Annotated in this window: 21 protein-coding genes and 1 pseudogene; 8 read left to right on the top strand and 14 right to left on the bottom strand. The window is 60.8% G+C overall.

What is annotated here, in order from left to right:
- Positions 1–684: 684 nt before the first annotated feature.
- The 9 genes and pseudogenes from FIU93_RS30315 to FIU93_RS30275 form a co-directional block, all read right to left on the bottom strand.
- Positions 685–1,614, bottom strand: a complete 930-nt coding sequence (locus FIU93_RS30315; RefSeq protein ID WP_008188246.1) for a zincin-like metallopeptidase domain-containing protein — start codon at positions 1,612–1,614, stop codon at positions 685–687.
- A 271-nt stretch (positions 1,615–1,885) separates the two neighbouring features.
- Positions 1,886–2,071 (bottom strand): hypothetical protein, encoded by a 186-nt coding sequence (locus FIU93_RS30310; RefSeq protein ID WP_008188323.1) that lies wholly within the window; start codon positions 2,069–2,071, stop codon positions 1,886–1,888.
- Between the two features lie 331 nt (positions 2,072–2,402).
- Entirely contained in the window at positions 2,403–2,828 is a 426-nt protein-coding gene (locus FIU93_RS30305) for a hypothetical protein (protein ID WP_286202354.1), read from the bottom strand.
- Positions 2,791–3,057 (bottom strand): type II toxin-antitoxin system prevent-host-death family antitoxin, encoded by a 267-nt coding sequence (locus tag FIU93_RS30300; protein WP_040450280.1) that lies wholly within the window; start codon positions 3,055–3,057, stop codon positions 2,791–2,793. The genes FIU93_RS30305 and FIU93_RS30300 overlap by 38 nt, the downstream gene beginning before the upstream one ends.
- Positions 3,058–3,166: 109 nt before the next feature.
- Positions 3,167–3,754, bottom strand: a complete 588-nt coding sequence (locus FIU93_RS30295) for a hypothetical protein (RefSeq protein WP_008188348.1) — start codon at positions 3,752–3,754, stop codon at positions 3,167–3,169.
- 357 nt (positions 3,755–4,111) lie between these two features.
- The gene (locus tag FIU93_RS30290; protein ID WP_134853288.1) at positions 4,112–4,450 is read right to left on the bottom strand and encodes a hypothetical protein; all 339 of its coding nucleotides are present in this window, start codon (positions 4,448–4,450) and stop codon (positions 4,112–4,114) included.
- Positions 4,447–5,291: pseudogene (locus tag FIU93_RS31820) on the bottom strand (hypothetical protein). The gene FIU93_RS30290 and the pseudogene FIU93_RS31820 overlap by 4 nt, the downstream one beginning before the upstream one ends.
- 26 nt (positions 5,292–5,317) lie before the next feature.
- Positions 5,318–5,791: a hypothetical protein gene (locus FIU93_RS30280; RefSeq protein WP_134853284.1), complete on the bottom strand. Its 474-nt coding sequence runs from the start codon at positions 5,789–5,791 to the stop codon at positions 5,318–5,320.
- Between the two features lie 87 nt (positions 5,792–5,878).
- Positions 5,879–7,564, bottom strand: a complete 1,686-nt coding sequence (locus FIU93_RS30275) for a ParB/RepB/Spo0J family partition protein (RefSeq protein ID WP_134853285.1) — start codon at positions 7,562–7,564, stop codon at positions 5,879–5,881.
- A gap of 414 nt (positions 7,565–7,978) precedes the next feature.
- Here FIU93_RS30275 and FIU93_RS30270 point away from each other — a divergent pair, with 414 nt between their 5' ends.
- Both FIU93_RS30270 and FIU93_RS30265 read left to right on the top strand, forming a co-directional pair.
- Positions 7,979–8,329, top strand: a complete 351-nt coding sequence (locus FIU93_RS30270) for an antitoxin Xre/MbcA/ParS toxin-binding domain-containing protein (protein WP_008188369.1) — start codon at positions 7,979–7,981, stop codon at positions 8,327–8,329.
- Between the two features lie 5 nt (positions 8,330–8,334).
- Entirely contained in the window at positions 8,335–8,832 is a 498-nt protein-coding gene (locus tag FIU93_RS30265) for an RES family NAD+ phosphorylase (protein ID WP_008188376.1), read from the top strand.
- A gap of 11 nt (positions 8,833–8,843) precedes the next feature.
- Here the strand turns inward: FIU93_RS30265 and FIU93_RS30260 are convergent, their stop codons facing one another.
- From FIU93_RS30260 to FIU93_RS30245, 4 genes are all read right to left on the bottom strand, one after another.
- Positions 8,844–13,952, bottom strand: a complete 5,109-nt coding sequence (locus FIU93_RS30260; RefSeq protein WP_008188315.1) for an N-6 DNA methylase — start codon at positions 13,950–13,952, stop codon at positions 8,844–8,846.
- A gap of 86 nt (positions 13,953–14,038) precedes the next feature.
- Positions 14,039–14,437 carry a DUF3085 domain-containing protein gene (locus FIU93_RS30255; protein ID WP_008188328.1) on the bottom strand — a complete coding sequence of 133 codons (399 nt, stop codon included), beginning with the start codon at positions 14,435–14,437 and terminating at the stop codon, positions 14,039–14,041.
- Positions 14,438–14,445: 8 nt separating this feature from the next.
- Positions 14,446–15,042, bottom strand: a complete 597-nt coding sequence (locus tag FIU93_RS30250) for a DUF1419 domain-containing protein (RefSeq protein WP_040450207.1) — start codon at positions 15,040–15,042, stop codon at positions 14,446–14,448.
- 210 nt (positions 15,043–15,252) lie between these two features.
- Complete coding sequence (locus FIU93_RS30245) at positions 15,253–16,146, bottom strand: DUF3991 and toprim domain-containing protein (RefSeq protein ID WP_008188297.1); 894 nt, start codon at positions 16,144–16,146, stop codon at positions 15,253–15,255.
- A 392-nt stretch (positions 16,147–16,538) separates the two neighbouring features.
- Here FIU93_RS30245 and FIU93_RS30240 point away from each other — a divergent pair, with 392 nt between their 5' ends.
- The 4 genes from FIU93_RS30240 to FIU93_RS30225 are packed head-to-tail and all read left to right on the top strand — an operon-like array spanning position 16,539 to position 20,242.
- A complete protein-coding gene (locus FIU93_RS30240; protein WP_008188235.1) occupies positions 16,539–17,102 on the top strand; it encodes a hypothetical protein in 564 nt (187 codons plus the stop codon).
- A complete protein-coding gene (locus FIU93_RS30235; protein WP_008188380.1) occupies positions 17,099–18,472 on the top strand; it encodes a 7-cyano-7-deazaguanine synthase in 1,374 nt (457 codons plus the stop codon). Before FIU93_RS30240 ends, FIU93_RS30235 begins: the two co-directional genes overlap by 4 nt.
- The gene (locus FIU93_RS30230; RefSeq protein ID WP_040450211.1) at positions 18,469–19,653 is read left to right on the top strand and encodes an XRE family transcriptional regulator; all 1,185 of its coding nucleotides are present in this window, start codon (positions 18,469–18,471) and stop codon (positions 19,651–19,653) included. Before FIU93_RS30235 ends, FIU93_RS30230 begins: the two co-directional genes overlap by 4 nt.
- Positions 19,628–20,242, top strand: a complete 615-nt coding sequence (locus FIU93_RS30225; RefSeq protein ID WP_040450214.1) for a hypothetical protein — start codon at positions 19,628–19,630, stop codon at positions 20,240–20,242. Before FIU93_RS30230 ends, FIU93_RS30225 begins: the two co-directional genes overlap by 26 nt.
- Positions 20,243–20,351: 109 nt before the next feature.
- Here the strand turns inward: FIU93_RS30225 and FIU93_RS30220 are convergent, their stop codons facing one another.
- Entirely contained in the window at positions 20,352–21,017 is a 666-nt protein-coding gene (locus tag FIU93_RS30220; RefSeq protein WP_040450216.1) for a hypothetical protein, read from the bottom strand.
- Between the two features lie 385 nt (positions 21,018–21,402).
- Here FIU93_RS30220 and FIU93_RS30215 point away from each other — a divergent pair, with 385 nt between their 5' ends.
- Positions 21,403–22,146, top strand: a complete 744-nt coding sequence (locus FIU93_RS30215) for a DUF6088 family protein (protein WP_040450220.1) — start codon at positions 21,403–21,405, stop codon at positions 22,144–22,146.
- Positions 22,127–23,236, top strand: coding sequence for a nucleotidyl transferase AbiEii/AbiGii toxin family protein (locus tag FIU93_RS30210; RefSeq protein ID WP_008188257.1), 1,110 nt, complete (start codon positions 22,127–22,129; stop codon positions 23,234–23,236). Before FIU93_RS30215 ends, FIU93_RS30210 begins: the two co-directional genes overlap by 20 nt.

The following is a 23,236-nucleotide window of genomic DNA, read 5'->3' as shown; positions in this document are numbered from 1 at the left end:
GGCCTCGATGGCTGTCGAAGAGACCGGGAACGATCGGCGCGCATTCCTGCGGAACCGAAATGAAATGCAGGACGGCGGAAAGACACTTTCTTGGCTACCCGCGAGGAATTCGAACACCAGTTCGAAGGGGAAGAAAGTTTCTAGCCGCCGTTGCGTCCAGCCGAGCGAGGCGAAGCCGGGTTCCGGTCAGACATGCCTCAATCGAGACCGCTTTGGGCGGCGCGTATGTGACATTTGATAGGAGGTGAAGACCTGCAAACCTCGCGTCCGGGCCAGCGATCCACGGCGGAACACGAGACGAGAATATGAGTGTGTGATTGGCGTTAGCACTGGTTCGGGGGATTGGCGATCCTCAAGCTGCGAACAGACCGGCAATTCTTGCGTCGTAGGTGTGCGTCCGACCGCCGGTCTGGAAGGCTCAAGCCAGCGAAGGAAACCGGGAAATGGTGCACATTGCGTCGGTGCCTCTGACACCGGCTCTCTCTTTGCCCGTTCCGTTTCAGTCGAATGTTGGTGCAGTGATCTCCTGCAGACCTGGACCAGCACGAGGACATCGGCCCGACTGCGCCGTGCGCCGCCATCAAGGCAGCGTTGTTGATTGCACGCCGGCACCTGGCGATAGCAGGCACGGGTGATTGACGGAGGGCTTTTCGCCCTCCGCGGCGGCATAGATTAGGGAATGTATCAGGCTGCCTCACGCTCTTCGCTGACATGAGCGGGCTGAAGTGCGTGCAGATAGGTCACCGCGCGCTGCGCATGGGCCGCCGCCTGAAAGATCGCCCGCTTGTCATCCTTGAGGACCTTGAGCCAGGACTGAAGGTAGCTGGCGTGATCCGGCCGGGGCTCGAGCTCCGGCACGATGCCGAGATCGGCGCAGAGGAAACAGCTTCCGAGTTCGGCCACGAGCTCTTCGCGTGCTCGTTCGGTGCAGTCCCTGTGGTAACGTGACAGATCGCGTCCGACCCTGCTTTCTGGTGCAGTCCAGTGGACATGCTCGTGGCTGAGGACCGCGACGTAGGATGCAGCGTCCCGGAACGTCTCGAAGGGCGGCATCTGGATGTGATCGCTTGCCGGTGCGTAGAAGGCTTTCGATCCGCCGTGGCGGATGATCGCACCGGTGTTGGCGAAGAACCGGTCCGCGTGCTCGATCCGTTCGACCGGATCGATGACCTTCTCCGGCCGGTGGTAATAGTGTTCCGGAAGCGCATCGATCTGATCGCAGTTGAAAACTGTGTACGTCTTCAGAAACGGGATATCGCGTTCGACCTCATCGCCGCGGGAATCCGTTTCGGTCTTGGTGAACCGGCTAGCATAGACGACGGTTGCGCCGGTTTCGCCCTTGCGGACCTGCGCGCCGATCTGGCTTGCCTGCCGGTATGTCATCCAGAGCGGCGCTTCAAAGCCGCGGGCCAGGCTTTCCGACCAGAGCAGCAGAACGTTGATGCCCGTGTATGGCTCGCCGGTATGTCTGAGCGGCCGTGTGATCCGGCCTTCGAGCCTTCCCCAGCTCCAGGGTTTGATCCAAGGGCGGGCTCCCTTCTCAAGATCGGCGACGATTTTCTCCGTGATCCGTTCGTAGATGTCGGCGCGCGGGTTTTTCTCTTTTCTCTTCATTTTTCAAACTTCCGGAATTCAGGACCGCGCCGATCGCGGTCCGTCACGGGGTCCGAAACGGCGGAGCGCGGAGGCAGGAGCTGCACCCAAGCCGGGCCTCGGTGCGCGAAGCGCGGCGGGGTGGCGCAGGGCCGGAACGAAGAGGAGGACGGCAACGCCGTTGCAGCTGCTGCCGGCTCCGCCCGGACTTTCCCAGGACGGGCCACGGTCGGGGCGGTCGCGCCGCAGAAAAGGCGGCGCCAGGCGCCGCCATCATGGATCAGATGAGTAGTCAGTGGATGGAGTGGCCGCCGCTATAGGGGTCGTACTCGAAGAGCACTTCGACATCGGCGTCTTCGATCTCGTCTGCGGGGAGGACGCCGTATTCACCGCCGGATTTAAAGAGGACGATCGGAGTCATGAGGGTGCGGGCGAGGTTCCAGGCGTGCTTCTGGGCGAGGGAAAGATCGTGCTGCATTTGAGGGCTCCATCGTTGGAGCGGGCCAATTCCCGCTCTTGATGGCTCCGTCAGTGTGCGGCTTAGCGGACGCGATCACCGGGCAGGCCAAAGCCAAGCGGCCGCAGCTCGCTAGCGGACCCTTTACGGGTTGATCGTGGAAGTCCGCGCCGCACCAGGAATGCCATCTCTCAAAAGAGCGGGATTGGATTGCTTCTGTGAAATGAGCCTGTTGCTGCACGCATCCTGGCAACGACTGAAGTGGATAATCAGCCATCCTCTCCAACCGCAGCGAAAAGTGGGAGGCCTTGAAGAACGGTGGTCTTGCCGCCCGGGAGCGCTCGAAGCGAAGTCAGGTCCGCTTCACGGCCTTGATGGCAGAAGCTTGGGCTGCTTGCTTGATGGTCGCGGCAATCTCTCGGAGGAACGCCGCGCTGACCGAGCCGATAGGCTCGGTGGAAACAAAGTCATAGTCCTTGTCCATCTCGACGCGATTGAACTCGTCGAGAATGACCCAGCACGGAGATGCAACGCCAATGCGCCGACACTCAATTTCAGGAACGCTTAGCGCAAGTTGGCCGTCCAAAGGCTGCTTGGAGGTAAAGAGAAAGAGAAACACGACGTCGGGGTTGCCGGGCGCCTTGATGACGACACATACAGGGCGAGGAATCCGGCCGGATTCCTCGCCCCTTTCCGCTTCGCGATGCCACAGATAGTGGAATTCGGCAACGTCACCCTGCTTAAACATCGTCCCTGGCATCGTCTTTGACAGGTTCAAGAATGGCTCCTAGTCCCGACATCAGCTCCTCATGGACATCGTCCGGCATATCATGCAGGGAATAGGACTTCGTCGGGCTCGGCTCACCGCGCATGCGGTGATAGTCACGGGCGGAAAGAACAAAAAGCTTCTCCTTGCCGTGCTTGGTGAGCACGACCGGCTCGATCATCGCCGCTTCGAGGATTTCGCCCGAGGATCGGTTCATGTCAGAGAAAGTGTACTGTTTCATCGCAGAGCTCCATCTCTTTACGTAAAATACGTATTTTACGTTGTTTTGTCAATTTGAACCCGTGATTCAGACAGGAAAGTGGGCGGAGCAAAAGCCCCGCCCTGGAACATCACCCAAACGCCGCCATCTGCAATTCAGCCGCCTTCCGGTCGACGGACTGGCCGGGATTTTCGACCTGGCGCTGGAAGGGCTTCCAGGCCTCGCCGACGACATCTTCATAGGCCGCCACGACACCTTCGGCCGCGCAGCGGAGCGCATGGGCCTGAAGGCCCATATCGGCAGCGAACTCGCGTTTGCGCTGAGCGGCGCCGTCGAAACCGACGGGACCGCCCTGGTCTTCGTCACGCATGTCATTGGCACCTTTGGCTGTTGCGTCGCGTGCCTCTGTCACGGCCTTGGAATAGAACTGGCCAGCGCCGTGGGCGGAGCCAACATAGGATCCGACAATTCGCTGGAGATGGATCTGCATGGCCCGGTTGCCGAGGCCTTCATTGAGGGAGTCCGCGGTACCGATGATCATCTGATGGTGGAGCTCGCGGATGCCGTCGCTGTCGATGTTGGGAAGACCGAAGCTTTCGGAGATAAGCGAGGCCTGGGCACTGTCGGGACAGGTGTGCCGGACCATTTCGAGGGTTGCACCCTTGCGGAGCTGGACGACCTTGCCGGATTGACGGGAGGGACGGGCGTTGCTGGACATGGGAGATCCTTTCCTTCGACGTTGGACCGAAGGCTCAAGCCGGCCCCTGCCGGCCCTCCCTTCGGGCGTGGGCAATAGAAGCCGGCGCAAAGACGGAGGCATCAAGGTCCGCTCGAACCTTAGACGAGCGAACCTGTCCAGCGGGCCAGCAGGGCTTATCAAGCCCTCGCACAGTTCCGCGGGACAGGTTTGACGAGGATGGGGCGTGCGGCCGCACTGCGGCGCGTCAGCGGCCTTGAAGGCTCCGGCCGCCGGTTTACGACCGCGTCCAGAACCGAAGGGAGGCCGGCAGGGGTGGCATTCCACCGGCACCCATCGTGAAGGAAATGAGCGGTGCCCCCACAAACGCCCATTCCGTCACAATGCGGATTGCGTATCGGCTCTGGTACCAGACCCCTCAATCGTGACCTTCGCCCTGACGGCTGCGATCGCCCGCTCCTGCCGGGAGAGTTTTCGGGTGAGGGCATCGATCTCGCCGCGCCGCTCGAAACTGAGCTGGTCCAGATACTCCCGAAACAAGACGTCGTCGGACCGTGTCCAGCGGGAGCGTCCACGTGGATGCGATCTTGCCTTGGCCCTGGCGCTGATCGCCATGCGCTCGGCTCGGGCCGCGATCTGGCGCTCGATCAGGTCGAGATGTGCCTTTGTCTGGCGGCGCGCGGTTTCCATTCGCCGGAGAAGTAGCAAACGGTTCATGGCGAACTCGGCCTCCACCCAATGAAGCTCGAAGGGCCGTCGTATGCATCGTGCCGGGCCGGATCGACGACGAAACCGAAACGGCCGATCTCGTATTCGGTGGACGGAACGAGAAACCGGCTTTTTCAGTCTTTGGCCCTCGCGCGCCGCCGAGAGTAGCGATGACCTCCACAAAACCGCCGTGCTGCTCCGACCTGATAGCGGAAATGACGATCCAGTCGCCAGCATGCCGGGCATGAAACGCACGCCGATCCTTCTCAAAGGACTGACCGGGTTCTAGCACAGTGCCGAAAATCGCTTCCCAGGCATCCGGCCAGCTGTCTTTCATGGTCTGCTCGGCGCTCCGTCGCTCAAAGCTGGTGAAGAGGTGCGGAAAGGCAAGTGCGACAATCGCCCATTCGGCATCTTCCTCGTACCAGCCGCCAGGCCGGCGAAGCCGCCGGTCGACCTTCGCGTTGCGTTCGGAGGAAAGATGGAAACCTCCATGACCGGCGGTCGAATGGCAGACCAGTCCCTCGGCGAAGACCGTCGCACCCTGCGACGGTCCCCATGGAGTGTTCCCGTGGCAGCGGACCTCCCGGCGTCCGAGGGCAAGCTCTTCGCGGGCGTGCTCGGCCTGTTCGAGCACCTTGGCGCGGAAGGCCTCCTCGCCGGCAAGCTCTCCGCCATGCCCATAGAAATCATTGCGACCGAGTTCGTCGAGCGGCCGGTGCACGCGCCAGGCCGTGGCCAGAAAGTGCGTATCACCGCGGCCGGGCAACATGGCGAAAGCAGTATCGCCGACGCGCGCAACGGGAAACCCTTCAGCGCCGGTGGCAAATTGAACTTCCGGCAGCACCATCGTATCGGGTTCTGACTGAGGGAAGGTCATGCCGCCCTCCCCTCGCCGCGATCGGCGGCGGCTTCATCAACGGTCATTTCGTGCAGCACGGCGTTGGGATAGCCGTGACGCGAAAGCCATTCGTCGGCCGCTTGCCGGTCTTCCGCGACATGAACCAGTTCGCCGGCGTCGCCGGGGCGGTCAAGCACGAGGATCGAACCGGCTACGGGCCGTTTGATGACCGAGAAGTCGAGAGCGCTATTAACCGAGAACGTTCGAAAGACCCGGAGCACCACGACAGCCTTGCTACCGAAGTCCCCGGCATGAAGCGTGAAGCTGGCCGGTATGAGCGTCTTGCCAACAATGGCGCCGGCCTGTTTCTTCACCAGCCGGCCGGTGTTGTTGTTGCGCTCCCACCCCTGAAGTTTACGGCGGTGCCGTTCGGGCGGACGGGGCGTGCCGTCGGAGAAGTGGATGATCGCACCAAGCGGGGCATGGTCGAAAATGGACTGAGCGGACATGTCGTCCTCCTCTTGAATTGATTGGAAACGAAAACGCCGCCGGACGGTGCCGGCGGCGCGAAGTGCATCGGAAAGGAAAAAGAGCCGCTATTCGGCGGCTTCGAGATAAGCCTCAGGGACGGCGTTCGGGCCGGTGTCGCTTGCCTCCGTCTCGTCGTTCGAGCCTTCCATGTCGCCGGCGTCCTCGTCCTGATCCTCGCCGATCTCGTTGCGTGCCTTCCAGTCGGCAAGTTCATTCGCGTCCGGCGCAAACAGTGCGGACGCATGGACAAAGCTCGCTTCCTTGAAATGCTCGACGAGGGCGGCACGGGTGTCGCGTACCTTGTTGCGCGGGAGAACCGAGGTGTCCGCGCAAGCCGCCTCGAGCGCCTGACGTGACAAGCACAGGAGAAAATCCTCCGTCCCCATGTTGGGCAGGAAGTTGTCGGCACCAACGACGTCGCCGGCGATGCGGGAGACAATGCCGCTGTTCGACATGTTGCGTCGGCACGACAGCACCTCGATCAGGATCGATCGCACCGCGACCCTGAGCCTATCCATGTCGAAAGAGAACTTGCCGGTTTCATCGACGAGAGAGGCTGCAAGGGGTGCTATTCTGCTGCGGAAGGAGATGGAATTGCCCGCTCCCGTATCGACGCGGACATTGTTGCCGGCAAAGGCGATGACGAGCAGCGCCATCAGCGTATCGTCCTCGATCGGTGCGCGGCCGAGCGCCTCGTGGAGCGCGTCGGTGCGGAAGTCGCCGATCATGTCCTGGCCCTTCTGGGTAACATCCGGGCGCTGCGCCGGCAGAGCGGCACTACCCTCCTCCGTCTTGTCGCTCGACTGTTTTCCGGTGACCGCTTTCGGCTCGGGCATCCGATAGACCACTGACTGCACCTTGCCATCGCGGTCGAGATACATGGCAGTCTGGTCGGACTTCTTCGGCTTTCCATAAACGCGCTCGGCCTTCTTCGGGAGTTCCGGTCCGTTCCAGCCGTTGACTTCGGTGATGATGCCGCCTTTCGGCAGATTGTTGGTCATCCATTCCTGCTGGGCGCCGAGAAATGCCTCGACGTCCGTCGTGTAGCGGCTGTCTTCGTCGGCCGGAGCGAACAGGTCCTCCACCCAGGCGATGCCGTAAGCCGTCGCAAGCTCATCGTCGAAACTGGCGTCACGGGCATACATGCGGGTCTTGGAAAGACCGTTGGCGACCGACCACCAGGAGGTTGTCTCGTTTCGCTTCGGCTTATGCGCTTTCCAGACTTGCTTTTGTTCGGCAAGCGAGGCCGACGCGATGGTCCTGAGCTGCCGCTCGTCTGGCATATCGCCCCTGGCCATCTGGTCGAGCATCGCGGGCAGCACATTCGCGAGAAGCCGGAGTTTCTTGATCTGGCGAACGGGAAGCGAAAGCGCTGCCGCAATGCCTTCCTCGCTCCAAGCGAGCGCGAACAGGCGCTCGATGGCGCGCCATTGATCGACGGGATTGAGCGGTTCCCGGGCGATATTCTCGACCATGGAGCGCATGGCACCGCCGTCCTCGGCCGCGTCGTCTACGAGCACCTCGATTTCGTCGAGTTCGGCGGCGATCGCGCCTCTGGTGCGGCGGTGACCGGCCTGAATTATGAAGCTGTTGCCACCGTCGGTCTCAGGTGAGACCACCGGCGGCTGGATGATGCCGACGGCCTTGATCGTGGCCACCATCAGGGCATCGGCCTGCGGGCTCGATTTCGAGCGGCGGGCATCGTCGGGATTGTCCTTGAGCGCACGGGGATCGATCTTCATGATATGCATGGGAAGCTCCTTTTCGGGATCTAAAGTGGACCCGGCACCACGCCGACTCCCTTTCTGGTCTTCTTCCTGAAGACATCCCCCGGACCGCTGAGCGGGCGGGCCGGTGCAACTGCGGCCGAGCATCCCTGCCTGGAAAGGCGAGCGGGGCTGACAGCCCTGCGCAGGACGACGGGCCGGGATTGCGAGCGGCGCGGTTGAGCGCAAGCGTCACCAGTTCGACCGATCTGTGACCGGTCGCCTTCCTTTCTTCCCCCTCTCTCCTCTTCCTTCGCCTGCGGGGTTTTCGAAATTGAGTGCAAGGGGCAGGCAACAGAGGATCTGTTTTGCCCCTAAGGATTCTGGACTTCTATTGAATGACGCTCATAATGACGCTATATTGCGACTAAATCAGCGGCATTTACGTGGAGCAACATCATGGATCTCGCAGCCTATTCGGATCACGGGCTGTTTGCGCCGAACAAGATCGCCAAGGCCTTTCGTACGACCAGCGAGGAAATCGCGCGAACCGTCGGTCTCGGCAAGGATGCGGTACAGCGCAAGGATCGGGTGCGATCCGACAAGACCCAGCGGCGGTTGCGTGAGATGGTTGAGATCGTCAACAAGGTAGAGCCGCGTTTCGGTTCTGCCCTGATGGCTTATGCCTGGTTTCGCTCAGAGCCGCTGTCCGGATTTTCGGGGCGGACGGCCATGCAGCTGGTGCGGGAAGGCCGCGCCGAGGAGGTTCTTGACTTCATCGACGCGGTCGACGCCGGCGTTTACGCTTGAGAGCGATGGTCAGCTATTCCGGAAAACTCTACCGGGCGCTCAATCCGGTCTATGCGCGTGAACCGATGTCCGGGCGGGGAGCCGCACTTTATGGCGGCCGGTTCAACCCTAAAGGCGTACCCGCGCTCTACACATCGACATCGGTGCTGACGGCCTTGCGGGAAGCCAATCAGGTTGGCGATCTGCAGCCGACCACGCTCGTCTGCTACCGCGCAGAGATCGAGATGGTCTTCGATACAACCGACCGAGCGGCCCTTGAAGCCGTAGGACTCAATGAGGTCGCCCTGGCCGATCCGGCCTGGCGCGACCAAATGAAGACCAGGGGACAAGCACGGACCCAGCGCTTTGCGAGCGATCTGGTCACTGCCGGCTACAATGGGCTGCTCGTTCGCAGCTTTGCCAAGGGGGCCGGTCCCGGTGACATGAACCTGGTGCTCTGGAAATGGGGGACCTCCGCATCTTGTTGCCTGGAGTTGATCGATGACGAGGATCGACTGCGTTAGGGACCATTGCTTCACGCCGCCTGCTCGGTGGGTAACGCCACCGTTGCAACGTCATCGGCGAGGTTTCTCTCAATCTCCGTAAGCTGCCGGCGTTTTTCGGCGAGTTCCTCTTCGAAGCCGAATTCCCCGCCCTGACGAGACTGATAGGAAGCAAGCCGGCGCTTTGCATCGTCGAGACGGAAGCGGTATTGCGCCCGCTCCTCCTCGAAACCGGAAAGCACGTGCTCTACGCGCGAGACCGCGCCGAGCGGCGTGACAGTCAGAGCAAGATCGATCCCGGTCTCCGCGCCAGTGCGCACAAGCGTTACGTCATAGCGGAAATCGTCCTGACCCAAACGCTGGCCGGAGAAGACCAGGTCGAAACCGCCGATCCTTGCAATGGTTGTCTCGCCCTCCTCCCGCAGATGCACGAGGGTCATGATTTCCTTCATGAGAGCACGGCCGGCGGGCTTGCGCTCGGTGAAGGATTGTCCGCCAACGGTGATAGCGAAAGCATCGCCACTGGTCGGGATCCTGCGTTCGATGTCCTTGCCGATCTCGGCGATCCGCCGCGTATCGTGCTCGATGTCGCGCTCGGCATTGCGGACCTGGCGGCGAACCGCGAATTGATCGTCGCGATGCGCGGCGCGCAGACGCTCAAGCCGGGCGATGTCGGCTTCCAGTCCCGCCTTCAGCATCAGGCGCTGATCGCCCGATGCGATGGCCTTCGCCATGGCGAACTGGTTGGCCTGCCCCTCGCCCAAATCTTCGAGCCGGCGCACGGAGGTGTCGCCGGAAAGGGCTGCGGCGATGAAGCGGGCCTTGCGCTCGTTGTTCTGCCACATCTGCGCGTCCATCGAGCCTTCGGTCGCATAGGCGAAGATATCGATCTCGTCATGCTGGTTGCCCTGCCGCTCGATGCGGCCCTCGCGCTGCTCGATCTGGGAGGGGAGCCATGGCACGTCGAGATGGTGGAGCGCCTTCAGGCGCAATTGCGCATTAACGCCGGTCCCCATCGTCTCTGACGAGCCGATCAGGAAGCGGACCTTGCCGGCATTGACGTCGGCAAAGAGCCGCTGCTTGGCCTCCGTCTTCTTGTAATCCTGCATGAAGGCGATTTCGGAGGCGGGAACTCCGCGCCGGATCAGCTCGTCACGGATCCAGCGATAGGCGGAAAAGCCGCGTGTTTTCTCGACGTTGATCGTGCCAAGGTCAGAGAAGATCATCTGCGCCGCGCCGGGCAAATCGAAAGTCTTGCCCTCGCGGGTGAGATAGGTGTTGTCGCCAGTTTCCTTCCAGATGCGGAAGCTGTTCTCGATCAGCTTGTTGAGCTTGTTGTCGGGCTCATTCTCCTCGCCGAAATCGACCAGCCTGAGATCGATGGCAGCATGGCGCCCATCGGTGATGACGGAGAGCAGAATATCATCGCCGGGCTGCGCCGGACCCTCGCGCTTCTCGATCGCCAAGATCCGCGCCTCGAGGACCTGCTGGTAGAGCTTGAAATACTCTGTCGGCTTGGCGGTGATGATCTGGCGCTTGCCCCTCGAAATCGCTGGAATTTTCACATACTGCTTCAGGTCGGCCGGGAGCACGACATCGGCGAAGGAGCGGAACATCGCGATCAGTTCCGGCACATTGACGAAGGTGGCGAAGCGCGAGACGGGTTTGTATTTGCCGGACGGTTGCAGTTCGAGTTCGGTTGCGACATCCCCGAAGGTCGAGGCCCAGGCGTCGAATTCGTGCAGGCCACGCTCTTTCAAGGCATCGAACCCAAGGAACCGCTGCACCGAGAACATCTCGCCAAGGGTGTTGGTGATCGGCGTGCCGGACGCCAGCACGAGCGCCCGGCCCGGGTTCTTCGTCTCGATGAAGCGGGATTTGACATAGAGATCCCAGGCGCGCTGCGAGCCGTTCGGATCGACGCCCTTCAGGGTGGACATGTTGGTCGCAAAGGAGAGTTTCCGGAACTCCTGCGCCTCGTCGACGATGATCTGATCGATCCCAATCTCGGAGATGGTCAGGAGGTCGTCCTTGACCGAGCCGAGGGATTCCAGCCGGTCCTTCAGGCCTTCCTTCAGCCGCTCCAGGCGCTTGCGCGACACCCGGTCGTCGCTCTCGACCCGGGTGAGCAGGTCTTCGTAGAGCGCAAGCTCATCCTCGATCATCTGCTTTTCGAAGGCGGCGGGGACCGCGATGAACTTGAAGGCCGAATGGGTGATGATGATCGCGTCCCAGGTCGCCGTCGCGGCGCGCGACAGGAAGCGATGACGCTTGTCTTTGGAAAAATTCGTCTCGTCGGCGACAAGGATGCGGGCCGTCGGATAGAGCGCCAGGAATTCACGGGCGGCTTGCGCCAGGCAATGACCGGGCACGACCAGCATGGCTTTCGAGATCAGGCCAAGCCGGCGCTGTTCCATGATGGCGGCCGCCACCGTCATGGTCTTGCCGGCACCGACGGCGTGGGCCAAATAAGTCGAGCCGGCTGAGATGATCCGCCAGATACCGCGTTTCTGGTGGCCGTAAAGACAAAAGGCGCCGGAGGCGCCCGGGAGCTGGAGATGGTCCCCGTTGAAGGATCGGGGAGCGATATTGTTGAAGGTGTCGTTATAGACCCGTGCCAGCCGGTCGGTCCGATCCGGATCGGACCAGACCCATGTCTGGAACGCGGTTTTGATCCTGGCGAGCTTTTCCTTTGCCGCCTCGGTGTCGACGACATTCAAAACCCGGCGCTCGCTGTCCCCCTCCCTGATCGTGTCGAAGATCTGCGGCACCCGGCTGTTGAGCGCGTCGTCCAGCAGCTCACCGGCGTGCCGGCGCTTGGTGCCCCATTTGGAGGTGCCTTCGGCGCGATAGTCGAGCTGCCTGGCATCGACCGTCCAGGAGGCGAGTTCGGCCAGGTGGTGAATGCGGATGTCCGCTCCCATCGTCTCCTTCACGAAATCGACGACGTCACTGGCGGGGATCCAGGGAGCCCCAAGACGCGCGGTGATGCCAGACGGGCTGAGATCGACCGGCTGCACCGCTTCGAGCGCTTCGACATTGCGTTTGAAAGCCGGGTCGAGTTCGGCTGCAGCTTGCGCCATCGCCAGCTTGTCGCGCACCGGGCCTGAGAGATAGGCGTCGGAGGTCTGCCACGAGCCATCTGCCGGGTCCCGATAGATCGCGCTGCCAAGCGCCTCAATCACAGTGGTGCGGTCTTCATGCAGCAACTCGGCAATATGGTCGAGATCGACACGGCCGCGCTCGTTGAGGACGACGGCGAGCGCATCCGCGGCATTGGTGATGACCGGGGCGACCCGCGGTGCAATCACCCGTTCGGAGAAAATCGGACCGGGCTTGGCCGTATCCGTGTCGAGATCGTAGGTCTCGATGGAGGCGACGAGCCAGCAGTCCGGATCGTCGAGGAAAGGCTGCAGGTTGGGCCGGCGATGCGTCTCGCGGGTTTCGCCGGTCTCATGGTTCTCGGCGATCGAGACCCTGGTGTGATTGATCGGACCGAAGTCGCGCACGAAGCTCGACCAGGCGATGCGCAGCTTCACCTGAAGGTCCCGCCACGGCTGATCGGTCTCCTGGGCTTTCAGCACAGCACGCACCGCATCGCGGATCGGGATCAGCTTTTTGACGATGTTGATCTGCTTTTCCGAGAACCCTTCACCCGACCGTCCCTTGCGGAGGGGAACCGAGGCGGGTTTGCCGTCGATCACCTGCATCAGGCCTTTCGTGGCGTCGAAGAAGAAGCTGCCCTCGCGGACATGGGACTGCTCGGGTCTGGCGACATCGATACCTGCCGGGTGAAGCTCGAGATCGAAATCGATCGCGTCGGGCTCGCCGTCATAGAGGGCTTCCGGAAGAGAAAGGATGGCCGCATCGAGATCAGCCTCAAGGTCACCGTCACTGGGAAGGCAGGTATAAGTCTCTCCGAAGGGACTGGACGTGATGGCGTGGTGGCCGAGCACGTGATCGGGATGCTCGGCGAACCAGCGATTGACGCGGATGGCCTCAACGTCCTCGCTGGCGGGAACAACCTCGGCCAGATCCGGCCCGGCCGCTTCTCCCTCCGGCTCGCCCGGCTTGCGCTTGCGGAAAAACAGGATATCGACGACGACGTCGGTTCCCGCATCTTGCCGGAAGCTGCCTTCGGGCAGGCGGATCGCGGCGATCAGATCGGCCGATCTGGCGATATGTTCGCGGGCTGTCGCATCCGCTTTGTCCATCGTGCCCGATGAAGTGACGAACGCGGCGAGCGCGCCGGGTTTCAAAAGATCGATTGACCGCGCAATGAAATAGTCATGCAGCCGCAGTCCCATTGAACGGTATGCACGGTCGGAGCGTACAGTCCGGTCGGAAAAGGGCGGATTGCCGATAACGAGATCGAAATGCGCCGGCAGATCTGTGCGCGCGAAATCGCCCTCGACGATCCGGGAAACCGGCTGCAGCAGCCGGGCGATCCGCGAGGTCACCGGATCGAGCTCAACACCGGTGACGAACGAGGTCTCACGGAATGCCTCCGGCATCAATGCCGGGAAAAGCCCCGTGCCGATCCCCGGTTCAAGCACGCGTCCGCCGCGCCAGCCAAGGCGTTCCAGTCCCTTCCACATCGCCCGGACGATAAACTCGGGCGTGAAATGCGCATATTGCGTGCAGCGGGCAAGCGAGGCGTAATCGGCGTCGCTCACCGCCTCCTGCAAGCCCTCTCCAAGGTCTTCCCAGCCAGTACAAAAACCGTCCTCGCCCCGCCGGGTGAAGATGGCGTTGGCGAGGTCGGAGGCACCGAAGCCGGTGAAACGGATGAGACGCGCCTGCTCTTCCCTACTCGCGGGCCGGTCCTCGACCGCGATCGCCGTGGCAAGCCGGATCGCCTCGAGATTGTCGCGGGCGCGGGCTTTCCAGCCCTTCGCCAATGCGCGGCTTCCAAGAAGACGAAAATTGCTGCCGCGCTCAGTTGCTTCCGAGGACTGTCGCTCAGTCAGCTGCCAGCTTTTGGACCGCTTGACCGGAGCGGTCGCAGTCGGTCGGGCAGTCTCGTCCGGTTCGATCACCGGGTTTTCGATAAAGGCGGTAACGCCGAAGCCCAGCCCGGAAGAGAGCGCATTCTGCGAGCTACCGAACATGTCGAGATTGAAGGGATCGTGGTCAGCCATGGTGGGTTTCTCCTGGATTGCGGGCGCACGAGACCGCACCGCCAGGCGAACCGGCAGTGTGGGAACCGTGCGGGATTAAAAAGGGGTTAGCGGGTGATCAGCGAGAACGAGATGTCGTTCTCGGTAAGCTGTATGCCGAGATGAGTGGCCTCGGGTTTCCGGTCAAAACTTGGAATGAGCAGATCGGCATCGATAAACTCGACGCCATCGTCGCCGCCAAAATGCTGACGCTTGTAGTCCCACCAGTCGGAATTGGCCTTCGGATCGCATTCGCCGGCATAGACGACGAGCGGTCTTTTTCCCTCGGTGAGCTTGCCGTTCGACATGACGTAGACGCCCTCGTCGCCTACCAGCCAGAACCCTGGCTTTTCGCGCTCGCTTGATCGATCGCCAAAATAGGGATTGCGGAAACCGCCATTGGCGGCGGCATCTGCTTCACCGCGCGCAATGACCTTGCGGACTGCGGAAATTGCAAAGGTGAACATGGCGCACCTCACGCGGCTGCAAGCGCAGGAAGGTGGCGCAGTTGAACGGGCAGCTTTTCCGAAATCTGCGCGTCGCTCAGGCTTTCGAGCAGCTGAAACCGCGTCCCAGGCTGACTGTGCACGAAAACGGTGCGCTTGCCGCGATGCTTAGGGCTAAATCCCTCGCCGGCATATCCGCGATAATCGTCATGGGTGGCACTCCAGATATGTTCGAGCCGCTCCTCGCGGGTCATCGCCTTAACCGGCCAGCGCTCGCGGAGGGCGATAGCCTCGCGCATGGCATAGGGAGAGCGCGGATCGGACAGATCGCAATAGGCGTGGAAGAACCGCATCGCGCCGTTGATGTGCAAGTTATAGAAGACGCTGGTGACGCTGCCGGTCAGGAATTCGCGCATGGCGAACATGTCACCGCGCATCCAGAGCGGCGGCAGGATGTCGAGCATATAATCGTGCTGGTCTTGCGCGATCTCGAACCATTCGCCGGCGTAAAGCGCACTATCATCCTTCTGCCAGCGATCGGGTCGCCGGGCGTGACGGTCGAAGAGACGGAACATCTGACGGCGGTCGGTAACACCGAAATAGATCTTGCGGATGGGAGAGGTCATGGCGGGCTCCTTCAAGGCCTGTCACGGGCTGGAGCGCGGTGCACCCTGTCGGTATAACCATCTTCTTCAGCCCTTCCGGACCCTTTCTTGGCGCCGCCTCTCCGGTGACCTGGGTCAAGGGCCGGCGTCAGCCGGGCGGAGCTTCACCCTTGACGCAGGCAGCGGGCATGCGGCAGCCGTTTTTCTTCATTCTCCTCTCGTTTTCCTTTCTCACTCTTTCTCTTTCAAACAGGCGTTCCAGTCGTCGGACGGTGGTCTGAGCCGCTGCCAGTTGCAGCCGTTCTCTTCCGCGAGGATCCGTAGGCGCTCTGCAAAGGTCTCGCCCTGGCTGTTGGCGTCTGTGGCCGCGACCAGGAGAACGTCGGGGCGGCTGGCAAGCCCGTGCAGGGCCGCTTCGGTCGAAGGCGACCAGCCTCCGCCGGTGCTTAGGTAAAGCGATCCGGGTCGCAAGTCTTCGATTGCCGCTAGACTCATGGCGTCGATCGCCGCCTCGGTGACGCAGAGACGCGTTGCATCAACCGGCCCCAACCGGAACAGGATCTTGGCGCCACCGCTCGCGAACCCGCGCCACCTCGGCCCCCGTTCCTCCCAGCCGGTGACGTGACCGGCCTCGTCGGTATGACCGGCCCACATGCTGCCGTGCGGACCATCGCGTAGCAGGTCGTCCGCAACGGCTCGTCTCAGAATCGGTTCGGGGATGCCGCGCGCATCGTGCAGATAGCGCCAGGACGACGAACCGCACCAAGGCTTGCGGCGGTTTTGCCAGCGTTGCGTTCCCGTCTGGTGCGGCGCCTTCTCCCTGGCCTGGCGTATCCAGGCGGGCTCAGCCGGCCTAAAACCGACGAGGTCTGTGACGACATGAAGGGCCGCAGCAAACGGGAGACCGTCGAGATGTTCGACGAGGCGAAACACGTCGCCCTTGGCCTCGGACAGGGGATCGAACCAGCCCCTCCCTTCATGAATGACAATGATGATGTTGCCGTCGCGGCGATATTTGACCGCCCTGCGTGTACTTTCCTGCCTGTCGACGGCAAAGCCGGAAGACTCAAGAACGGCGCCGCAGGCGACTTTTTCCTTCAGCTCTTTAAGGTCTGCTTTTTCCATTCATTTTCCGCGTTCCGTGCGGTCCTTTGTTCGGGTTTCCGTTCCCTAGCATTTCGGGAGGTGAAACCGGAGGCCGCGAAGGGCAAGGCAGGACAAGGGCGTGGATGGTGCGCTGGAGTTGTGCAGGGTCGGCATTTTCGTCGCCAGAAGCGGCGACAGCGTCCCTTGCCGGCCGCTGCGCGCAAGCGGCACGGGACTTTTCCTGTTCGCGCCTGGGGCAACCTACTGCCAGCGTCAGGGATGGACGCCCGGATGGGGGAAGACCGCGTGCGGGCTTCAGCTTTGCCAACAGCCCGGCCCGGAGGGCGACGCTAAGTGACAAATCAAACGCCTGCAGCAAAATTTGACATTGTCAGATATTTTTCGTTATATTTCTGACATGGAGATTTACCATGAGCGATGGACCGCATAGAAGCCTGCCGATGCTGCAGCGCTGGAGGGACGTAGCCGAAAGGGCCGCCAAGTCGATTTTTTCGGCCGAAGACGTGCGCGAGGCCGTCACCCATGCATTGCGCAAAGACGCACAAGGGCTTCCGGTCGAAGCGGTTCGCGAGGTGTTGGGTGCCGGAAGTCAGGGCTATCTTTTCGCCGAAGACCGGCTGGCAGAAATAGAAGCGCTCAGATCAGGCTGCCGCGGTTCCGCTTTAGGCAACGCCTTCATCGACTGCGCGATCGAGGCCGCGTGCGACGGACTGTTCGGCGATGCCGCCTGCCGGACGGCATTGACGAACGCGCTTGAACAGCATACCCGCGATCACTTCCGCGGCGTAGAAGAACACTACCTGCGCGAAGCCAGTGCGCGAAGCGCTTGCTTCGTTCGTGACCGCCTTGATGCGACCCGCAGCGGTTTTGCTTTCAGTGCGCTCGCGAGCGATCTGGCTTCACCCGGTGCAGGGCGCAAGCCCGCCTCGCGCCTGCCCAGACATACCGGACTCGACGAGGGGCCTCCCCTATGAGTTCCGGTGCCACTCAAATCTGGATTCCTGAAAGGTCGATCGAAGTCGTCGAAAGCGGGGGCGCTGCGTCCTGTGGCTGGGTTCCCTTCGATCTCGGGCGGGATTTCGAGTTTTCTACCGAAGCCCTTGAGACCTATGCTTTCGCAAGCTGGGAGCCCCTCATCTATGACGCCATGGTCGTCGCGGCGGCGATCGAATATGGCGACAGGATATTGAAGCGACCCCCGAGGGGATGGGCGCGCCGAATTTCGCTGCGTATTCCTGTCCATGACCCCGATCGATGGAATGAAAGCGAGCTGTCGGAGGCCTTGCTTGATACTGCGGGCTTCCTGACGGGCGATTACTGGTCGGTCGAGTTTGTCGCCCGAGCCAAGGCGGCGCCGTCCCCGCAAAGTGCCTACCTGAATCTGCCCGTGGCGACCGAAGCGATAATGGCGTTCAGCGACGGAATGGATTCACGCGCCGTAGCGGGGCTGATCGGTTCGGGGCTGGGACCAAAGCTCGTGCGCGTCCGCGTGGGCAGCAACGATATCGGGCGGCCGGACAAGAAGAACCGGCGCGAACCCTTTACCATGGTTCCCTATGACGTTCCCTGCAATATGCCAAACAGGGAAGCCAGCGCGCGGAGTCGCGGGTTCAAGTTTGCTCTGATAAGTGGCATTGCGGCGTATCTGTCCGGCGCGAGCGAAATCATCATCCCCGAAAGCGGGCAGGGTGCCATTGGACCAGCCATCGCTCCCGTCGTTCATGCCTATCCGGACTACCGGAACCATCCGCGGTTCACGCAAAGGATGGAGCGGCTGCTGAAAGCGCTTTTCGGGAAGGAAATCCGCTACGTTTTCCCGCGGTTGTGGAACACGAAAGGGGAAACCTTGCGGTCGTTCGCTACCCTTCCCGAAGGAAGCAACTGGCATACGACGCGGTCGTGCTGGAGAAGCAACCGCTGGTGTTCGGTCAACGGCAAGAGGCGTCAATGCGGGGTTTGCGCTGCCTGTATGTTGCGGCGGCTAAGCGTCCACGCGGCCGGTCTAACCGAGGCAGACGACGCCTATGTCTGCACTGATTTGACGGCTGCCAGTCTGGATGAGGCCGTCGACCGCGACTTTACGAGGATGACTCCCGCCTACCGCCAGTATGCGATTGCGGGTGTCTTGCACTTGGATCATTTGGCCGACTTGGCGTCCAAAGATGGCCTCCCCGTCGTTCGCCGCCATGCCGCCTTGCTCGGGCCGGCACTCGGGCTGGGCAAAGAGCAAACTAAAGAATCTCTGACGCGGATGCTGTCGGAACATACCGGTGAATGGAAGGAGTTCGTTCGTTCGATGGGAAGTAATTCTTTTGTCAGGCAGTGGGTACGGGCAGGCCTATGAGCGCAATGATAGAAAGCCTGCCAGACAGTGAAATCGGGGAGCGGCTGCGCATCGCGCGCGAGGCCGCCGGACTAACGCAGGCTGCCGCTGCCGAAAAAATCTGTGTTGCGCGCACGACTATCGTTGCCATCGAACGGGGACAGCGCCGTATTAAGACGAACGAGCTGCAAGAGCTCTGTTCGCATTACGGAACTTCCGCGAATGCTATCCTCCGGCAGGAAGCCGTCCATCTGGATATGGTGCCGAGGTTCCGCAAGCTTGCCCAAAGTGCGGACGACGCTGCCGAGCGCGCGGCCGGCCTTCTTAACGATCTGGTCAGCGCCGAAGTCGAACTTGAAAACGCGCTCGGCATCAAGCGTGTGCGTAACTACCCTCCCGAACGGCCTATCTTGCCGGGCGATGTCCGGCAGCAGGCGGAGCAGGACGCGCAGGACCTTCGTGACTGGATGGGGCTCGGGGCGGGACCGGTTCTCGATATTGTATCGTTGCTTGATCTCCAGCTTGGCATAAGGGTCTATGTCCGGCCTCTGGACGGGAAGATTTCGGGGCTGTTCGCCTATAACGAGGCAGTGGGCGCGTGCATGCTACTCAATGCCGCTCATCCGGTCGGTCGCATCATTCAAACCGGCGCTCACGAACTCGGTCATTTCAACTCGGCAAGACGGCAACCAGAGATCCTAACGGAAGGCGAAGTACCGCACTCCCGAGAAGAGCGCTATGCAGACCATTTCGGACGTTGCTTCGTCACTCCTGCACGGGCGGTGAGACAACGCTTTGCTGAAATCACTGCCGGACAAAGCCATCTCACGCGCCGGCACATAATCCTTTTGGCAAGCGCCTTCGGGGTCGCCCGTGAGGCCATTGTTCGCAGGCTTGAAGAATTGAGGATTGCCAAGCACGGCACCTGGGACTGGTTTCAGGCCAATGGCGGGATCACCGACGAGCAGGCGCGTCAAGTGCTGGGGGAACTTCCTGTCCGCGGCAGCAGTCTTCTTGAAGCACAAGGGGCGGTGCCGCCGCGGCTGGCGCTGCTCGCGCGCGAAGCGTGGAAGCGCGGCTTCTATAGCGAAGGGCAGCTAGCGCGCCTTCTCAAGCTCGATCGCCATGAGGTACGGGAGCTGCTGGACGGAGTCGAAAACGAGGAAAGCGAGGCCAATGAGCTTGTCAAGCTTCCTTACTAAGGCCCCGCGAACGATCGTGATTGATGCAAGCGTTGTTATAAATCTCAACGCTACGGATTGTGCCGCCGCGATACTGGGTGCCGTTCCGTCCCCTTTTGCCGTCACGGGCAATGTTCGTGCGGAACTGCGTCACGGTTCGCGTAACGGCCACAAAGACGAAGAACGGTTGAAGGCTCTTGTAGACGCCGGAGTAGTCGGCGGCGCCGCCCTCGACGCGGCAGGGCTTGCGATTTACGAAACTCTGATCAGCGGCTCGGCTGCGATGACGCTTGATGACGGAGAGGCGGCGACGATCGCCTGTGCCGTCCAGATGAACGGAATAGCGATGATCGACGAGCGGAAGGCGCGGAAAATCTGCGCCTCGCGCTTCGGGTCTTTGCCGGTCGTTTCCACGGCAGAGCTGCTGACGGACAGCTTCACTGAAGCGGTGCTCGGACGCCAAAGACAGATCGAAGCGATCATTGCTGCCTTGCAAGGTGCGCGTATGCGGGTTCCGCCTGAGCATATCGACAAAGTCGTAGGGCTGATCGGCGCATCGAACGCCGCCTCTTGCCTCAGCTTGCCGCGCACAGCACGGGCGGCCTCGTAGGGTAACGCAGAGCGCAGCAACACCGCTGCCATTTTTGAAACCAAGTCGCACAGGCCAGAGCTTGGTGAATAGGGATCAAAAACAACAACACGATCCCTCTACCTGACCTTTAAGCCGGGTCGTCTTCATAATACATTGAGTCGTCGACGCTTCCACCTGTCTCGAAGTCCGGCTCTTGGTACGCGATGCGGGCCGCAATCCGATACATCGTCATAGTGCTGGTGAAGTTTATCTTGTCTCCGTGGAAAACCCGATCCTGGTCCTGCTCTCCGTTCAATGAACCAGTGAGCGTAGCAACAAAGGCGTCGTCCGTGACGTCGACCACGACTTCATCGATATAGAGCTCATCGAAATAGGCATTCGTCGAAGCAATCTCTCCCGACAGTGCATCCTCGATGAGCATCGGGTCTTCCATGACATAGGAGTTAATCTCGTCGCTGAGGTCTCTAGCGTGCCAGACCTTGCCGGAGAAATAACCCTCATCGACCAAGTATGCGGTGATTTCCTTTGCAAGGTCGTCGACGGGTTGAAGATCGGTGGGGACCTGATTGAGCTCACTTTGCCGTCGGCCCATCAGAGCGAGGTCGGGAATAAGAACCGCTGCAGCCTCTATGGCTTCGACTGGATATTCGACTTCGGCTTGAAGCGCTGCCGCGGTCCCGTAGCCGAAATAAGCAGCAACGAGTTCATGGGCGTGGCCGGATTTCAGTTTGGATCCGGTCAGGTTGCGATAGGTCTCGCGCAGACGGTCTGCGCATTCTTTTTGGATAGACATGACAATCCATTTCTCACCGGCGTCTGTGAGGGGTGGTCGCAAGCGCTTCATGAACACCCTGCGCCGGCTGAATGGTTGCCGTTCAGGTTTTCAAATCGAATTCACTGCCGCCTTTTGGGTCGCTTGCAGCCCTGGCGATCGGCTCCGAGTCGGAAATATAAGCCATGGCGGTTCGAATCGCAATCTGGAGGAATGCCGCAAGGTACGCGATGACGCGGTGAAAATTTTTTAGGAGCTCTTGTCAGGTTGCACGCGTGAAGCCGTATTAGGTCGACCTCGTTGGCACTGACCAAAATTTATATAGAAACTTTGGTCGCATGCATGCTTGGAGTTGCTACTGACCAAAATTTGTATATAATCTTCGGTCACTCAATGAGGGAATCCAATGCCTAACCCCACGTCCGACACACTTAACCGCGTTCACGCGCGTATCGCAGCGGGTGCCCCCGCTGGGGTGTGGTCGCGAGCAGACTTCCTAGACATTGCAAGTCCGAACGGGATCGAGAAGGCCCTGCAACGGTTGGCCAAAAGTGGAGATATCCGGCGCCCGTGTCGAGGCCTCTATGACAAGCCGACCACAAGCAAACTAACTGGCAAGATGGTGTTCCCTTCGATCGCATCATTTGTCGATGCAATCGCGCGGCGCGACAAGCTGCGGGTCCTCGTCGATGGAATGACGGCGGCCAACGATTTGGGGCTGACGACGGCAGTCCCGGCCCGAAGCACGATTTATGCCGACACCTACCCAAGGACGATCGAAATCGTCGCCAACACTGGAGACCCGAACGCGAAAGAACCTATCGTCTACAAACTCGACTTCAAGCGGATCTCCGCCAAGACAGCTTTCTGGGCCGGACGGCCGGCCATGCGCGTGGTTCAGGCTTTGTCATGGTTTCGCGACGATCGCACGAGCCTGGATGCGGCCGTCAACGGGATTGTCCGACGGCTCTCAAGCGCTCCGGAGCGCGACGCAATTGTTCAAGACCTAAATCAGAATATCCAAGCTGTTTCCGCTTGGATGTACCCGGTAATCGAAAAAATCACGCGAACACTGTCGACCGACGAAAACTCGAACGACGCATCGCAGCCATCTGATACGACGGGGGCACATGCAGAAGGCCTTCGCTGAAATCCTCGGCTCGAGTACCGATGAACGCCAAGCCCTCTTTTCGGCGGTCGCAGCCAAACTGGAAACACGCGCCGAAAATGTTGAGAAAGACCTCTATGTTTGCTGGGTTCTCGATTTCCTGTTCAACCGGCGCAAGAACGACCCGGTGCATCTCTATTTCAAGGGCGGCACCAGCCTGAGCAAGGCATATGGGCTTATTAGGCGGTTCTCCGAAGACATCGATATCGGAATATTCAAAGGCGACCTCAATGTCCCGCTCGAGACGGACATCGCCGCACTGCCCTCCATCACCAAACAGCAAAAGGCCCTCGCCGAGGAGGTCGACGAAGCGGCCCGCAAATACATCTCGGGAACGCTCCGCGATCAGATGCTGAAAGAGATAGCAACCGTCGAGGAACTGTCAGGAAGAACTGGTCATTTCTCCGTTGAATTTGGCTTCGATCCTTATCGGAACAAGGATGCACTCGATGTCCTGGTGGTCGGCTATGACAGTGCATTTGGATCCGGAGAGGGCTATGTCCAAGCCGCAGTACGTATAGAGGGCGGCGCCCGACCCGACCCCGTTCCTGTCGAAGCGCGTGAGATAGTCCCTTATGTGGCAGACGAACTCCCAAATGGTGCAGATCTCAAATTTGGTGGCGTGACGACGGTAAAGCCGGAACGCACCTTCTGGGAAAAGGTGCTGATCCTGCACGCCTTGACGGAAATGACGGAAAAACGCGCCGCAGATAATGATCCCGGCCGACCGGTTCCTGATCTCAATCGCTATTCCCGGCACTACTATGACGTCCACCAGATTTGGCGGCATTCGGAATACGGCGAGAAGACAGCCTCAATGCGTGATCTGGCCGAAGCATGCCGTCAGCACAAGCAGCTCATGTTTCGTGCGCCTGATCACCGATACGAACGGGCGGAACCGGGCTCGTACCGCCTGATGCCGACAGAGGAGATGCGTAAGAAACTGGAGGCCGACTATGAACGAATGTCGGCCATGATATTCGGTACACCGCCAAAGTTTGAAGAAGTCATGGTCAGTATTGAACAACTGGAAAACTTCATCAACGATAGGCAAGGCAAAGAAAGTCATTAG

The sequence above is a fragment of the Labrenzia sp. THAF35 genome, from assembly GCF_009363595.1.
In the GTDB taxonomy this organism is placed as follows: Bacteria; Pseudomonadota; Alphaproteobacteria; order Rhizobiales; family Stappiaceae; genus Roseibium; species Roseibium algicola.
Note: the sequence above shows the minus strand (reverse complement) of the source record. Positions and strands in the feature narration are given on the sequence as shown.

Coding starts and splice junctions, on each gene's coding strand:
- FIU93_RS30315 (WP_008188246.1), bottom strand. CDS start 1,614: ATGAAGAGAAAAGAGAAAAACCCGCGCGCCGACATCTACGAACGGATC.
- FIU93_RS30310 (WP_008188323.1), bottom strand. CDS start 2,071: ATGCAGCACGATCTTTCCCTCGCCCAGAAGCACGCCTGGAACCTCGCC.
- FIU93_RS30300 (WP_040450280.1), bottom strand. CDS start 3,057: ATGAAACAGTACACTTTCTCTGACATGAACCGATCCTCGGGCGAAATC.
- FIU93_RS30295 (WP_008188348.1), bottom strand. CDS start 3,754: ATGTCCAGCAACGCCCGTCCCTCCCGTCAATCCGGCAAGGTCGTCCAG.
- FIU93_RS30290 (WP_134853288.1), bottom strand. CDS start 4,450: ATGAACCGTTTGCTACTTCTCCGGCGAATGGAAACCGCGCGCCGCCAG.
- FIU93_RS30280 (WP_134853284.1), bottom strand. CDS start 5,791: ATGTCCGCTCAGTCCATTTTCGACCATGCCCCGCTTGGTGCGATCATC.
- FIU93_RS30275 (WP_134853285.1), bottom strand. CDS start 7,564: ATGCATATCATGAAGATCGATCCCCGTGCGCTCAAGGACAATCCCGAC.
- FIU93_RS30270 (WP_008188369.1), top strand. CDS start 7,979: ATGGATCTCGCAGCCTATTCGGATCACGGGCTGTTTGCGCCGAACAAG.
- FIU93_RS30265 (WP_008188376.1), top strand. CDS start 8,335: ATGGTCAGCTATTCCGGAAAACTCTACCGGGCGCTCAATCCGGTCTAT.
- FIU93_RS30260 (WP_008188315.1), bottom strand. CDS start 13,952: ATGGCTGACCACGATCCCTTCAATCTCGACATGTTCGGTAGCTCGCAG.
- FIU93_RS30255 (WP_008188328.1), bottom strand. CDS start 14,437: ATGTTCACCTTTGCAATTTCCGCAGTCCGCAAGGTCATTGCGCGCGGT.
- FIU93_RS30250 (WP_040450207.1), bottom strand. CDS start 15,042: ATGACCTCTCCCATCCGCAAGATCTATTTCGGTGTTACCGACCGCCGT.
- FIU93_RS30245 (WP_008188297.1), bottom strand. CDS start 16,146: ATGGAAAAAGCAGACCTTAAAGAGCTGAAGGAAAAAGTCGCCTGCGGC.
- FIU93_RS30240 (WP_008188235.1), top strand. CDS start 16,539: ATGAGCGATGGACCGCATAGAAGCCTGCCGATGCTGCAGCGCTGGAGG.
- FIU93_RS30235 (WP_008188380.1), top strand. CDS start 17,099: ATGAGTTCCGGTGCCACTCAAATCTGGATTCCTGAAAGGTCGATCGAA.
- FIU93_RS30230 (WP_040450211.1), top strand. CDS start 18,469: ATGAGCGCAATGATAGAAAGCCTGCCAGACAGTGAAATCGGGGAGCGG.
- FIU93_RS30225 (WP_040450214.1), top strand. CDS start 19,628: ATGAGCTTGTCAAGCTTCCTTACTAAGGCCCCGCGAACGATCGTGATT.
- FIU93_RS30220 (WP_040450216.1), bottom strand. CDS start 21,017: ATGTCTATCCAAAAAGAATGCGCAGACCGTCTGCGCGAGACCTATCGC.
- FIU93_RS30215 (WP_040450220.1), top strand. CDS start 21,403: ATGCCTAACCCCACGTCCGACACACTTAACCGCGTTCACGCGCGTATC.
- FIU93_RS30210 (WP_008188257.1), top strand. CDS start 22,127: ATGCAGAAGGCCTTCGCTGAAATCCTCGGCTCGAGTACCGATGAACGC.